The sequence below is a fragment of the Serratia sp. CY52157 genome, assembly GCF_052168495.1.
Taxonomy (GTDB): Bacteria; Pseudomonadota; Gammaproteobacteria; order Enterobacterales; family Enterobacteriaceae; genus Serratia; species Serratia ureilytica.
On record NZ_JBJNMO010000001.1, the window covers coordinates 1,889,437 to 1,901,979 of the forward strand.

General features: G+C 62.3%; 12 protein-coding genes. 2 read left to right on the top strand and 10 right to left on the bottom strand.

Features of this window, described 5'->3' with window-relative positions:
- Window positions 1-95 precede the first annotated feature (95 nt).
- The gene (gene mnmC / locus ACJ8IP_RS08965) at window positions 96-2,117 is read left to right on the top strand and encodes a bifunctional tRNA (5-methylaminomethyl-2-thiouridine)(34)-methyltransferase MnmD/FAD-dependent 5-carboxymethylaminomethyl-2-thiouridine(34) oxidoreductase MnmC (RefSeq protein ID WP_164107080.1); all 2,022 of its coding nucleotides are present in this window, start codon (window positions 96-98) and stop codon (window positions 2,115-2,117) included.
- A 40-nt stretch (window positions 2,118-2,157) separates the two neighbouring features.
- Here the strand turns inward: mnmC and ACJ8IP_RS08970 are convergent, their stop codons facing one another.
- The 6 genes from ACJ8IP_RS08970 to prmB form a co-directional block, all read right to left on the bottom strand.
- On the bottom strand, window positions 2,158-2,439 hold the full coding sequence (locus ACJ8IP_RS08970; RefSeq protein ID WP_016926855.1) for a YfcL family protein: 282 nt from the start codon (window positions 2,437-2,439) through the stop codon (window positions 2,158-2,160).
- A gap of 32 nt (window positions 2,440-2,471) precedes the next feature.
- The gene (locus ACJ8IP_RS08975) at window positions 2,472-3,029 is read right to left on the bottom strand and encodes an elongation factor P hydroxylase (RefSeq protein WP_033651970.1); all 558 of its coding nucleotides are present in this window, start codon (window positions 3,027-3,029) and stop codon (window positions 2,472-2,474) included.
- A 91-nt stretch (window positions 3,030-3,120) separates the two neighbouring features.
- Window positions 3,121-3,927, bottom strand: a complete 807-nt coding sequence (locus ACJ8IP_RS08980) for a sulfite exporter TauE/SafE family protein (protein WP_033651971.1) — start codon at window positions 3,925-3,927, stop codon at window positions 3,121-3,123.
- Window positions 3,928-3,930: 3 nt separating this feature from the next.
- Window positions 3,931-4,758: a penicillin-insensitive murein endopeptidase gene (gene mepA, locus ACJ8IP_RS08985; protein WP_025303719.1), complete on the bottom strand. Its 828-nt coding sequence runs from the start codon at window positions 4,756-4,758 to the stop codon at window positions 3,931-3,933.
- A gap of 5 nt (window positions 4,759-4,763) precedes the next feature.
- Window positions 4,764-5,849 (bottom strand): chorismate synthase, encoded by a 1,086-nt coding sequence (gene aroC / locus ACJ8IP_RS08990; protein WP_033643909.1) that lies wholly within the window; start codon window positions 5,847-5,849, stop codon window positions 4,764-4,766.
- Between the two features lie 65 nt (window positions 5,850-5,914).
- Window positions 5,915-6,847 (bottom strand): 50S ribosomal protein L3 N(5)-glutamine methyltransferase, encoded by a 933-nt coding sequence (gene prmB, locus ACJ8IP_RS08995; protein WP_025160157.1) that lies wholly within the window; start codon window positions 6,845-6,847, stop codon window positions 5,915-5,917.
- Window positions 6,848-7,017: 170 nt separating this feature from the next.
- On the opposite strand from prmB, the gene smrB reads away from it, so the two are divergent.
- On the top strand, window positions 7,018-7,548 hold the full coding sequence (gene smrB, locus ACJ8IP_RS09000; RefSeq protein WP_089192081.1) for an endonuclease SmrB: 531 nt from the start codon (window positions 7,018-7,020) through the stop codon (window positions 7,546-7,548).
- Window positions 7,549-7,617: 69 nt separating this feature from the next.
- On the opposite strand, the gene sixA is transcribed toward smrB, so the two are convergent.
- The 4 genes from sixA to ACJ8IP_RS09020 all read right to left on the bottom strand — a co-directional run bounded on the left by sixA (window position 7,618) and on the right by ACJ8IP_RS09020 (window position 12,457).
- Window positions 7,618-8,100: a phosphohistidine phosphatase SixA gene (gene sixA / locus ACJ8IP_RS09005; protein WP_004936230.1), complete on the bottom strand. Its 483-nt coding sequence runs from the start codon at window positions 8,098-8,100 to the stop codon at window positions 7,618-7,620.
- A gap of 389 nt (window positions 8,101-8,489) precedes the next feature.
- A complete protein-coding gene (fadJ, locus tag ACJ8IP_RS09010) occupies window positions 8,490-10,655 on the bottom strand; it encodes a fatty acid oxidation complex subunit alpha FadJ (protein WP_164107088.1) in 2,166 nt (721 codons plus the stop codon).
- Entirely contained in the window at window positions 10,655-11,965 is a 1,311-nt protein-coding gene (fadI, locus tag ACJ8IP_RS09015; protein WP_046896287.1) for an acetyl-CoA C-acyltransferase FadI, read from the bottom strand. The genes fadJ and fadI overlap by 1 nt, the downstream gene beginning before the upstream one ends.
- A gap of 195 nt (window positions 11,966-12,160) precedes the next feature.
- Window positions 12,161-12,457 carry a YfcZ/YiiS family protein gene (locus ACJ8IP_RS09020; protein ID WP_072145088.1) on the bottom strand — a complete coding sequence of 99 codons (297 nt, stop codon included), beginning with the start codon at window positions 12,455-12,457 and terminating at the stop codon, window positions 12,161-12,163.
- Window positions 12,458-12,543 lie beyond the last annotated feature (86 nt).

Sequence of the window (12,543 nt, forward strand, 5' to 3'; positions counted from 1 at the left end):
GATCAGCGTTTTTCAGCTTTATTGTTGTCCAGTTTGCGCCGGGGCGCCAGCGCCGTTAGAATTCGCGGCATCCCTTGAATTTCGAGCCATTGACCGTGAACCACGCCCCCATCCAAACCGCAACGCTAACCTGGAACGAACAGGGTACACCTGTTTCGAAACAGTTTGATGACGTCTATTTTTCCAATCAGGATGGGCTGGAAGAAACCCGCTACGTCTTCCTGCACGGCAATCGGCTGTCGCAACGTTTCGCCGCCCATCCGCGCTCGCTGTTTGTCGTGGCGGAAACCGGGTTCGGCACCGGGCTCAATTTCCTCACGCTGTGGCAGGCCTTCGCCGGCTTCCGTCAGGCCGAACCGGACGCAGCGCTGCAGCGCCTGCACTTTATCAGCTTCGAAAAATTCCCCCTGCAGCAGGCTGACCTGGCGGCGGCGCATGCGCGCTGGCCGGAGTTGGCGCCTTATGCCGACGAGCTGCGCGCCCAGTGGCCGCTGCCATTGCCGGGTTGCCATCGCCTGCTGTTAGCCGAAGGCCGCATTACGCTCGATCTGTGGTTCGGCGACGTCAACGATCTGCTGCCGCAGTTTGACGCCAGCATGAATAACCAGGTGGATGCCTGGTTCCTTGACGGTTTCGCGCCGGCAAAAAACCCCGACATGTGGACCGATCAACTGTTCGCCGCCATGGCGCGCTTCGCCCGGCCGGGAGGCAGCTTCGCCACCTTTACCGCCGCCGGCTTCGTGCGCCGCGGCTTGCAACAGGCCGGTTTTCAGGTCAACCGCTGCAAAGGCTTCGGCCAAAAGCGTGAGATGCTCGCCGGCGAGCTCCCGGCCGATGCGCAGCCCGCCGCACATCCGGCGCCCTGGTATCGACGCCCGGCGGCGGACAACACCGCCGACATCGCCCTGATCGGCGGCGGCGTCGCCAGCGCGCTCACCGCGCTGGCCTTGCTGCGCCGCGGCGCCACCGTCACGCTGTACTGCGCCGATGAGCAGGCGGCCGAGGGCGCATCCGGCAACCGCCAGGGCGCGATTTATCCTTTGCTGAACGGCAGCGGCGACGCGCTGGAGAGCTTTTTCAGCGCCGCGTTTCCCTTCGCCCGCCGCCAATACGATGCCCTGTTGCAACAAGGCGTCGCCTTTGATCACCAGTGGTGCGGCGTCAGCCAGTTGGCCTATGACGAAAAGAGCGGCGCCAAGATCGCCAATATGCTGAAAACCGACTGGCCGCAGGCCTTGGCGATGGCGGCCGACCGCGAGACGCTCAGCGAACGGTGCGGCGTAGATACCGGCTTTGGCGGCATCACCTACCCGCTAGGCGGCTGGCTCTGCCCGGCCGAGCTGACGCGCGGCGCTATCGCGCTGGCGCAGCGTCAGGGCTTGGTCTGCCACTACCAGCACGATGCACAGAGGCTGACGCAGGAAGAGAACGGCTGGCGCATCGATTTCGCCAACGGCGACAGCCGGCGCCATGCGACGGTGATCCTGGCCAACGGCCATCGGTTGGCCGAACTGGCGCCGACGGAGGCCCTGCCGCTGTATTCGGTACGCGGGCAGGTGTCGCATATCCCGACCTCGCCGGCCCTCGGTCAATTGAAACAGGTATTGTGTTACGACGGCTACCTGACGCCGGTTAATGCCAACAACGGCCACCACTGCATTGGCGCCAGCTACCAGCGCGGCGACATCGCCACCGACTACCGCGAGCAGGAGCAACAGGAGAACCGCGAGCGCCTGCTGCGCTGTCTGCCGGAGCAGGCCTGGCCGCAGCAGGTGGACGTCAGCGCTCATCAGGCGCGCTGCGGCGTGCGCAGCGCCACCCGCGATCATCTGCCGATGGTCGGCGCGCTGCCGGACTATCAGGCCACGCTGGCGCAGTATCAGGATTTGCAGCGGCAGAACCAGCGCGGCGAAACCGTCGCCGATGCGCCGGTCTATCCCGGTCTGTTCGCTATCGGCGGGTTAGGCTCGCGCGGCTTGTGCTCGGCGCCGTTGGCGGCGGAAATTTTGGCGGCGCAGCTGTTCGGCGAGCCGTTGCCGGGCGATGCGCGCCTGCTGGCGGCGTTGAATCCGAATCGGATGTGGGTGCGGAAATTGCTGAAAGGGCGTGCGGTTTAATCAACCTTGAGGGGCGCGGCGACGCGCCCCGGCATGACGATCAGGCGGCAGGGGTTGCAGCCTGATAGAGGTTTTCCCACATGCCGCGCACCAGGATCTGATCCGGCGGCGAGAGTTCCCCGGCGGCGATCGCTTTGTGCAGGCTCTCCTCCACCCGCGCTTTCAGCGCTTCGGCGGTGTGTTCGCCCTGCTCTTCCGCCTCGGCCACCGCCAGCGTCAGATGACCGCGCAGGTAGCCACCGGCAAACAGTTCATCATCGCTGGCGTGCTCTACCATGTCATCAATCAGCGCCAAAATGCGCGCTTCAAATTCTGCGATCATCAAATTTCCTCATTAAATAACGGGCTGTGGCGTCAGTTGAGATCTTCCGGATACGGAAAGTGCTCGGCCGCCAACGGTGGCGTATTGTAGAACGATTGCAACGCCTGAATAAAGCGCGCAGGCCTTGTGGGTATTCCCTGCTCCAGCAGCGCCAATACCCGGGCGCGCACCTTGCGTTGGAACGCGATGCGATCCGGCTCGCAGTCGCCGTTCAGGTTGTCGCAGCTGACGTTGAACGGGAAACCGGCCGCCACGCAGAACATCCATTCCAGCGCCTGCGGTTTGATCTCTACCGCTTCAAATTCGCTCTGGGTCTGCGCGTCCCGCCCATCCGGGCAATACCAATAGCCGAAGTCCACCAATTGACGGCGCGCTTCACCGGCGATGCACCAGTGCGAAATTTCGTGCAGGCCGCTGGCGTAGAAACCGTGGGCGAACACGATGCGGTGATACGGCAATTCGTCGTCGGCCGGCAGGTAGATCGGTTCGTCGTCGCCCTTCACCAGGCGGGTGTTGTAGTCATCGCTGAAGCAGCGATTGAAGATCTCGATCAACTGCTCATAATGATGGCGGGTCTGCGTGTCTGACATAAAAAACTCTATAACCACAAAAATAAAGAGGCCATTATACCCGATAACCGGCGGGGGGATACGGGCGCATAAACGGCGCCCATTTTCATCGTCAGCGGTGCAAGAAGGCGGACAGCCACTGCTGAATCTCTGCGCCGTGATTGTCGTAAAGCAGCTTGAGGCTCATCACCAGCGAGACGATCACGATCATCGGCCGAATCAATTTCTGGCCACGGGTCAGCACCATGTGCGCGCCCAAACGCGCCCCCAGCACCTGCCCCACCAGCATCACCAGACCGATGCTCCACACCACTTTGCCGCCGATGATGAACAGCGCCAACCCGCCGACGTTGGAGGTAAAGTTCAGCACTTTGGCGTGCGCCGTAGACTTGGCGAGGTTGAAACCGCACAGCGTCACGTAGGCCAGCGCGTAGAATGAGCCGGCGCCGGGGCCGAAGAAACCGTCGTAAAACCCGACGCAACCGCCGGCTACCAGCCCGAACGGCAAGGCGCCGAGGCGGCGTTGACGATCTTCCTCACCCAGTCGCGGCATCAACAAGAAATAGAGACCGATGCCGATCACCAGCAGCGGCAACATCTGCCGCAGCAAATCGGCGCGCATATGCTGCACCAGAATCGCGCCGGCGATCGAGCCGATCAGCGTCAGAAAAATCGTCAGCTTCTGGTCGTTGAGGTTCACCGCTCGCCGACGAATGAAGTACAGACTGGCGGAGAAAGAGCCGCCGACCGACTGCAGCTTATTGGTCGCCAGCGCCTGCGCCGGAGGAACCCCCACTGCCAGCAAGGCCGGCACCGTCAGTAATCCGCCGCCGCCGGCGATGGAGTCGATAAACCCCGCCAGCAGCGCTACCGCAAACAACACCCCGAGCATCTCGGGGCCAATGACGAACCAGTCCATGTGTTATTCCGCTGAGAAATGGTGATCCAGCAATGCCTGACAGGTAGGCGGTAACGGCGGCGGCACGGGTTTGCCCGGCTTCGCGTTCGGCTGATGCGGTACGAACCAACTCGCCAGTTCGGCGCCGCAGCCATCGCCCGGCGGCGGCGTATCCTGCTCCTGGCACTCCAGGCTGCCGGCCGGACAACGCAGACGCACGTGCATATGCGCACGGTGGCCGAACCACGGCCGCACCTTGTGCAGCCAGGCGCGATCGGCGCCGGCGTCCAGGCACAGACGCTGCTTGATCGCCGGGTTGACGAAGATGCGCGTCACGTCCGCATCCTGCGCCGCCAGTTTGATCAGCGACTCAATCTGCGGTTGCCATTGGCTCGCCACCACCTGTTTGCCGTCGCCCGACACCAGGTCGATCGGCTGCGGCTTGAGCAATTGCTGCGCGCTCCAACGTTGGCGCGGCAGCTGCAGCCAGATGTCGACGTCGAGCCCAGACTGGTGGCTGGCGTGGCCGCTGCTGAAGCGCCCGCCGGCCGGCATCGCCATGTCGCCGATCAGCACCGTGCCCAGCGCTTTCTGGTTCGCTTTGCTGCTGAGGCGCTGTATGAACGCCAGCAGATCCGGATGGCCGAAATAGCGGCGCTGGTCAGTACGCATCACCTGATAGTCCGGTGAATTCAGCGGCAACGGCTGCGCGCCGATGATGCAGCCGTTGGCGAAACCGCCCACCGCCTGCGGCGCGCCGGCCACCGGATGGTCGATTTTCTGCCACGGCGTCAGCGCCATGGCGGAAGCGGAGGCCGTCAGGGCCACCAGGCCCAACATCCAGTTTTTCATGGCGATTACCAGCGAGGCACGTCGGAAACCACATCACCGTTTTGCGCACGCTGGCGCAGCAGGTGATCCATCAACACGATCGCCATCATCGCTTCGGCGATCGGTACGGCGCGGATGCCCACGCACGGATCGTGGCGACCGCGGGTCACCATTTCCACCGCTTCCCCGTGGCGATTGATGGTGCGGCCCGGCACCATGATGCTGGAGGTCGGCTTCAGCGCCAGATGCGCGATCACCGGTTGGCCGCTGCTGATGCCGCCGAGAATGCCGCCGGCATGGTTGCTTTGGAAGCCTTCCGGGGTGATTTCATCGCGGTTTTCGCTGCCGCGTTTGGTCACCACGGCGAATCCGTCGCCGATCTCCACGCCTTTCACCGCGTTGATGCTCATCAGCGCGTGCGCCAGATCGGCATCGAGGCGGTCAAACACCGGCTCCCCCAGGCCAACCGGCACGTTTTCCGCAATCACGCTGACCTTGGCGCCGATGGAGTCACCCTCTTTTTTCAGCGCGCGCATCAGTTCGTCCAGCGCTTCCAGCTTGTCCGGATCCGGGCAGAAGAACGGGTTCTGTTCGACCTGATCCCAGTCTTTCAGCTCGCAGGTCACGTCGCCGATCTGCGCCAGATAGCCGCGCACCTGCACGCCGAACTTCTGCTGCAGGTATTTCTTGGCGATAGCGCCCGCCGCGACGCGCATGGCGGTTTCACGCGCCGAAGAGCGGCCGCCGCCGCGATAGTCGCGCAGACCGTATTTCTGTTCGTAGGTGTAGTCGGCATGCCCGGGACGAAACACGTCTTTGATGGCGCTGTAGTCTTGCGAGCGCTGATCGGTGTTTTCAATGATCAGACCGATGCTGGTGCCGGTGGTCACGCCTTCGAATACGCCGGAGAGAATGCGCACCTGATCCGGTTCGCGACGCTGGGTGGTGTAACGCGAGGTGCCCGGACGACGGCGGTCCAGATCGTGTTGCAAATCGGCTTCGGTGAGCGGGATGCCGGGCGGCACGCCGTCGACGATACAACCCAGCGCCACCCCGTGAGATTCACCGAAGGTGGTGACGCGGAAAATCTGCCCAATACTGTTTCCTGCCATCACGGCTCCTTACCGTTAGTCTTTTATCGTTATGAGGCTCGCCATGCGGGCCTTGGAAATGCGGCTTAGCTGCGATAGAGGCTGAAGTGATCCTTGCAATCCACCAGCTGCTGTTTGGTCAGCATGAACACGCCGTCGCCGCCGTTTTCGAATTCCAGCCAGGTGAACGGGATGTCCGGATATTGTTCCATCAGATGTACCATGCTGTTGCCCACTTCACAAATCAGCACGCCGTCGTCGGTCAGGTAGTCCGGCGCGCAGGCCAGAATGCGGCGCACCAGCTTCAGGCCATCGCTGCCCGCCGCCAGGCCCAGTTCCGGCTCAAAGCGGAACTCCTGCGGCAGATCCGACATGTCTTCCGCATCGACGTACGGCGGGTTGGTGACGATCAGATCGTACTGGATCGCGGGAACGTCGCGGAACAGATCGGAACGGATCGGGATCACCTGGTGCTCGACGCCGTGCGCCTGAATATTGCGCTCGGTCACCGCCAGCACTTCGCTGGAGATGTCCACCGCGTCCACTTCCGCTTCCGGGAAAGCGTAGCCGCAGGCGATGGCGATGCAGCCGCTGCCGGTGCACATGTCGAGAATATGGCGCGGCGGGTGCGGGATCAGCGCGCTGAAACGATCGTTGATCAACTCGCCGATCGGCGAGCGCGGCACCAGCACGCGTTCGTCGACGTAGAATTCCATGCCGCAGAACCAGGCCTTGTTGGTCAGGTAGGCGACCGGGATACGCTCGTTGACGCGGCGGATCACGCGCTCAACGATGCGATGGCGCTCGCTGGAAGTCAGACGAGCGGTATGCATGTCCTCCGGAATGTCCAACGGCAGAAACAGGCTTGGCAGCACCAATTGCACCGCTTCGTCCCACGGATTGTCGGTTCCGTGACCATAATAGATATTGGCGGCGTTGAAACGGCTTACCGTCCAGCGCAGCATATCTTGAATGGTGTGCAGTTCGTTCACTGCTTCGTCGACGAAAATTTTGTCCAATTTGCCCTCCGGCAGGCGCTGTGTTTCATGATTTAGCCGCATAGTTTGCCATGAAGCCCGCGACAAATCACGCGCGCCCCTCGCGCTTTTCACTCTGGCCCGAGTTTTGCGTCGACAGCGCTCATTCACAAGGTAAACTAGCGAAATAAACGATTTCCGGTGAATGAAGCATGAAGAACAAGCCCCCTCTGAGCAAAGACGAACAACAGCTCTTCAGAGAGTCGGTGGCGGGCGCAAAAAAGCTGCGCCAGGACACCGTCGTCCACCGCCCACCGAAGCTCAAGGTCAAACAGGTCGCGCCGCAGCGGCTGCTGCAGGAGCAGGTCGATGCCAGCTATTATTTTTCAGATGAATATCAGCCGCAGTTGGAAGAGGAAGGCCCGACGCGCTACGTGCGCCCCGGCAGCAGCCCGTATGAGCTGAAGAAGCTGCGACGCGGCGATTATTCGCCGGAGCTGTTTCTTGATTTGCACGGCCTGACTCAGCTGCAGGCCAAGCAGGAATTGGGGGCGCTGATCGCCGCCTGCAAACGCGAGCATGTACACTGCGCCTGCGTGATGCACGGGCACGGCAAACACATTCTCAAACAGCAAACGCCGCTGTGGCTGGCGCAGCATCCCGACGTGCTGGCGTTCCATCAGGCGCCGAAGGAATGGGGCGGCAACGCCGCCGTCCTGCTGTTGGTGGAGCTGGCAGAATAGCCTCCCGCAGAAACGACTCAGGGCAATGTCAGACATCGCCCTGAGTTTATTCCGCACCGCATCCGCGGCTCACACTTTGGCCATCACCTGCGACGGGCTGACCTGCCATTCAAATTTGCCGTAGCTGCCGTCCGCCGGCAGATCGACGTTGGCGATCGCCGAGGTCGCGAACATCGGCGGGCACTCGCCCGGACACAGTTCCGCCACCAGATACCCCACCAGCGGCAGGTGCGACACGATCAGCACCGAGCTCACCCCTTGCATCGCCAGCGCCTGAAGATAGCTGCCGACTTGTTCGGCGTTCCCGCCCGGCGTCAGTTCGGGCAGCACTTCTTCGCCCTCCGGCAGCGTCAAGGCTTCACGCACCGTCGCCAGCGTCTGTTCGGCCCGCAGATAGGGGCTGACCAGCACGCGTTCAATATCCACAGACTTGGTGTTCAACCAGGCCGCCATCTGACGGGACTCGTCGCGGCCGCACAGGGTAAGGGGCCTTACCGCATCGCTGGCTGCCTCGAGCGCCGCCTCTCCGTGACGCATAATCAAAACTTGCATATTGCACCGCTGTTGTTGACAAAGTAACGCTATACAGAAACGCCGTGCGTGCTGTACCGCCGAGTTTTACAACCCCAAAGCCAAAGCTTTAAAACGATAACGCGCCGTCTCTTTATGGCGGCCGGGCATTTTGCCTGAAAGTTTGCGTAAAGAAAATGCTGTTTTTTACAGCAATCCTCCCCGGGCAAACCTCGATTGCTCATAGAACAATCAATTCAACGGGTTAAATTTTAACCTTTTCGCCATGAAAATTATTGATGGCGCTCAAGCTAACTTACCGCTGCCGCAGCCTTGCTGTACAGCCTCACGGGCTGACGCTGTCGCAAGGAGTGATGGCGATCACAACGCGGCCCTGTTGCAACTATAGTGCAAATCGGGCCGCCCTGCGTTCAACTCCCCAGCGGGTAAAAACGTTCGCCCTGCTGCGCCATGCGCTGCAGGCGCTCGCACGGCGCGAAGTGCTCGCCGTGCTGCTGACGCAGGTAGTCCAGCGTCTTCACCACTTTCTCGGCGCCGAGTTCATCCATATAACGGAACGGGCCGCCAAGGAACGGCGGGAAACCGATGCCGAATACCGCACCGATGTCGCCGTCGCGCGCGCTGCGGATCACGCCTTCATCCAGGCAGCGCGCCGCTTCGTTCAGCATCATCATCACGCAGCGCTGGGCAATGGTCGCCGGCAGCATGTGCGCCTTCGGCGTGACGCCGAGCAACGTATACAATGAGGTATCCGCGCGCTTACGCCGCTGACGCTGCTGCCCCTCGCTCGGGTAAAGATAGAAGCCGCGGCCGTTCTTGCGCCCTTTGCGCCCGTCCTTCAGCACCGCATCGAACGCGGCAGGCGCGGCGAAGCGCGGCCCCAGCGCCTCAACCAGCACCGGAATGATCTTGGTGCCGACGTCGATGCCCACTTCGTCCAACAGGGTGATGGGGCCGACCGGGAAGCCGAAGTCCACCAGCGCTTTGTCCAGCGATTCAATGGGCTCGCCTTCCAGCAGGCAGCGCGCCGCTTCGTTGATGTACGGCGCCAGGATGCGGTTGACATAAAAACCGGCGCTGTCGCCCACCACGATGGCGGTCTTGCCCTGCTTGTGCGCCAGCGATACGGTGGTCGCGATAGTCTCTTCGCTTGTGCCGGCGTGCGGGATCACTTCCACCAGCGGCATTTTGTCCACCGGGCTGAAGTAGTGCAGACCGATCACCTGCTGCGGCCGCTGGGCCTGTTCGGCGATTTGACCGATAGGCAGCGAGGAAGTATTGGAGGCGAACACGGTATGCGGCGCGCAGTTCGCTTCGACCTCGGCCACCATCTTCTGCTTCAGCGCCAGATCCTCAAACACCGCCTCGACCACGATATCCACCTGCTCGAAGCCGGTGTAATCGGTAGAGCCGGAGATCAGCATCATCTGTTTTTGCCGTTCCGCCGGGCGCATGCGCTTGCTGCGCACCCGCTTGCCGAGCACGTCCCAACTGTATTTCAGCGCATGATTGATGCCAGTTTCATTGATGTCTTTGATGCGAACCGGCAAACCGCCGCGCGTGGCGGTGACGCAGGCGATGCCGCCACCCATCAGGCCGCCGCCGAGAATGCCGACGCGATGCAAGGCGCGCGGCTGAGCATCGCCGCCCCGCTCTTTTTTCAGCGCGGTGGAAGCGAAGAACAGGCTGCGCAACGCCGCCGATTGCGGCGTCATCGCCAGTTCGCCAAAGGCGCGCGCTTCGGCTTCATAGCCGCTGACGCTGCCGTGATCCAGCCCGGTGCGCACCACTTGAATGATGCGCTCCGCCGCCGGGTAGTTACCGTGCGTTTTCGCCAACGTTTTCTTGCGCACGATGCTGAACAGCAGATTTCTGCCCAGCGGGCCGTTGAGCAGACGATCCTGCCACGGCAGCTCGCGCTGATGCTTCCAGCCCTGTTTCACCCGCTCGATGGCGGTCTGCAGCAAAATCGATTGCGGCACGGCGTCGTCCACCAGCCCCATGCGCAGCGCCTGGCGGGCGCGAATGTGCTTGCCGGTCAGGATCATGTCCAGCGCCTTGGCGGCGCCTACCAGGCGCGGCAGGCGCTGCGTACCGCCGGAGCCCGGCAGCAGGCCCAGCTGCACTTCCGGCAGACCGAGCGCGGTTTTGTCATCCAACGAACAGACGCGGCCGTGGCAGGCCAGCGCTAATTCCAGTCCGCCGCCCAGGCAGGCGCCGTGGATGGCCGCCACCACCGGTACCGGGAAGGCGGCGATCTGCGCCAGCGTGCTCTGCCCTTTCTTGGCCAGCGTTTCCGCCTCTTTGGCGCTGGTGCAGGCGGCGATCATGGTGATATCAGCGCCGGCGATAAACGAGTCCGGCTTGCCGGAAACGATCACCAGCCCTTCCAGCGCAGTATGCTGCTGCGCGCGGATCAGCACGTCGTTAACCTGTTCGACGAACTCGGCCTTGAGCGTATTGACCTTGTCGCCCGGCACGTCGATGGTGATCACCCCGATGTTGTCGGGGCGGATCGTCAGTTGAAAGGCCGACGGTTTGGCGCGCTGCTCGTGCAATGCGTTTTCGACGCTCATCATTCCACCTCCACGATCATCGCGGCCCCTAACCCGCCGGCGGCGCAGGCGGTGGTCAGACCCAGCCCGCCGCCGCGGCGTTTCAGCTCACGCAGCGTCTGGGTAATCATGCGCGCGCCGGTGGCGGCGAACGGGTGACCATAGGCGATAGAACCGCCCAATACGTTGAATTTGTCCATGTCCACTTCGCCGATTGCCTGGCTGCGGCCAAGCTTCTCGCGGGCGAACGCTTCGCTGGCGAACATCTTCAGGTTGGCCAGCGTTTGCGCGGCGAAGGCTTCATGCATGTCGATGAGCGTCAGATCGGCCAGGCCGATGCCGGCGCGATCCAGCGCCAGCGGCGTGGCGTAGGAGGGCCCCAGCAGCATGTCTTCCCACACGTCGATGGCGGCGAAGGCGAAACTGCGCAGATAGCCGAGCGGCTGCAGCCCCAACTCTTTGGCGCGCGATTCGCTCATCATCAGTACCGCCGCCGCACCGTCGGTCAACGGCGTGCTGTTGGCCGCAGTGACGCTGCCGTGTTTGCGATCGAACGCCGGTTTCAGCTTGGCGTAGGAAGCCAGGCTGGAGTCTTTGCGGATATTGTTGTCTTCAGAAAGCTGAGCGCGGTAAGGCGGCACGTAAGCGGTCATGACCTCGTCGCGCAGCCACCCCTCCCGCCAGGCCTTGGCCGCCAGCTCGTGGGAACGATGCGCCAGCGCATCTTGCGCTTCACGGGTGATGCCGTGGCTTTTCGCCATCTGTTCGGCGGTATCGCCCATGCGCAGGCCGGTGGAATACTCCGCCACCGCCGGCGGCACCGGCATCAGATCGCGGAATTTCAGCCGGCTGAACAATTTGAGGCGCTGCGACAGCGTGCGCGCCTTGTTGACGTCCACCAACGTGCGCGCCAGCGCCTTGCTGACGCCGATCGGCAAGACGGAAGAAGAGTCGGCCCCGCCGGCGATGCCGACGCTGATGCTGCCGGCCATGATGCTCTCCGCCACGTTGGCGATCGCCTGGAAGCTGGTGGCGCAGGCGCGCGACACGCTGTAGGCGTCGGTATGGACGCTCATGCCGGTGCCAAGCACGATCTCACGCGCGATGTTCGGCGCCTCGGGCATTTGCACCACCTGGCCGAACACCAGCTGTTCGATCAGTTGCGGCTCGATACCGCTGCGCGCCAACAGCTCGCTCACCGCCGTTTTCCCTAAATCCACCGCCGGAATGCCGTGATAGGCGGTCGCCTGTTTGGCAAAGGGGGTACGCAGTCCATTCACAATCGCAATGCGGTCACCATGACGGGTCACCAACGGCAGTGCCTTACTCATAAATGCTCCTGAAGAAAATAACGTCAGCGCAATGGGCAGAAAGAGGTCTGACCTGATGAGGTCATTGTTAACCAAACGGTTACATTTGGCAAACCGGCAGAGATCAAAACTGCGAGCAGGCGCACTTTCTATCGGGAACGAGCTGGGAAGGAAATCCCCGGCGCGCAGCAGGCGGCGCCGGGGGTAAAGCGGGGATTAACGCAGGCCGAGCTGGAAGATCAGGGTTTCCGCCTGGCAGGCGAAGGTAAAATCGGCTTCCAATTGTACGCCGCCGTCAACCGGTTTAATGCTACTGCTGATGTCACAGGGATCGGATTCGACCGCGCGCGCCTTTTCGCTCAGGGCCGCCAGCATCGCCTCCGCATCTTGTTGATTGCTGAACACCTGGCTGTAGGATGCGGTGCAATCGGTGTTATCCATCACGGTGCCGACATCCACGCAGCAACACGCGGCGGTTTCCTGGGCGCTGCATTTATTAATTGCATCTGACATGGTTGGTTCTCCTCAAGGGCCTCTGTTATCAGCCCAAATTGCCGTTTTATTCACCGGCGCAAAGCCACAAAATTCTGTGGGTATTT

Coding starts and splice junctions, on each gene's coding strand:
- sixA (WP_004936230.1), bottom strand. CDS start 8,100: ATGCAAGTTTTGATTATGCGTCACGGAGAGGCGGCGCTCGAGGCAGCC.
- aroC (WP_033643909.1), bottom strand. CDS start 5,849: ATGGCAGGAAACAGTATTGGGCAGATTTTCCGCGTCACCACCTTCGGT.
- ACJ8IP_RS09020 (WP_072145088.1), bottom strand. CDS start 12,457: ATGTCAGATGCAATTAATAAATGCAGCGCCCAGGAAACCGCCGCGTGT.
- smrB (WP_089192081.1), top strand. CDS start 7,018: ATGAAGAACAAGCCCCCTCTGAGCAAAGACGAACAACAGCTCTTCAGA.
- fadJ (WP_164107088.1), bottom strand. CDS start 10,655: ATGAGCGTCGAAAACGCATTGCACGAGCAGCGCGCCAAACCGTCGGCC.
- ACJ8IP_RS08970 (WP_016926855.1), bottom strand. CDS start 2,439: ATGATCGCAGAATTTGAAGCGCGCATTTTGGCGCTGATTGATGACATG.
- mepA (WP_025303719.1), bottom strand. CDS start 4,758: ATGAAAAACTGGATGTTGGGCCTGGTGGCCCTGACGGCCTCCGCTTCC.
- fadI (WP_046896287.1), bottom strand. CDS start 11,965: ATGAGTAAGGCACTGCCGTTGGTGACCCGTCATGGTGACCGCATTGCG.
- ACJ8IP_RS08975 (WP_033651970.1), bottom strand. CDS start 3,029: ATGTCAGACACGCAGACCCGCCATCATTATGAGCAGTTGATCGAGATC.
- ACJ8IP_RS08980 (WP_033651971.1), bottom strand. CDS start 3,927: ATGGACTGGTTCGTCATTGGCCCCGAGATGCTCGGGGTGTTGTTTGCG.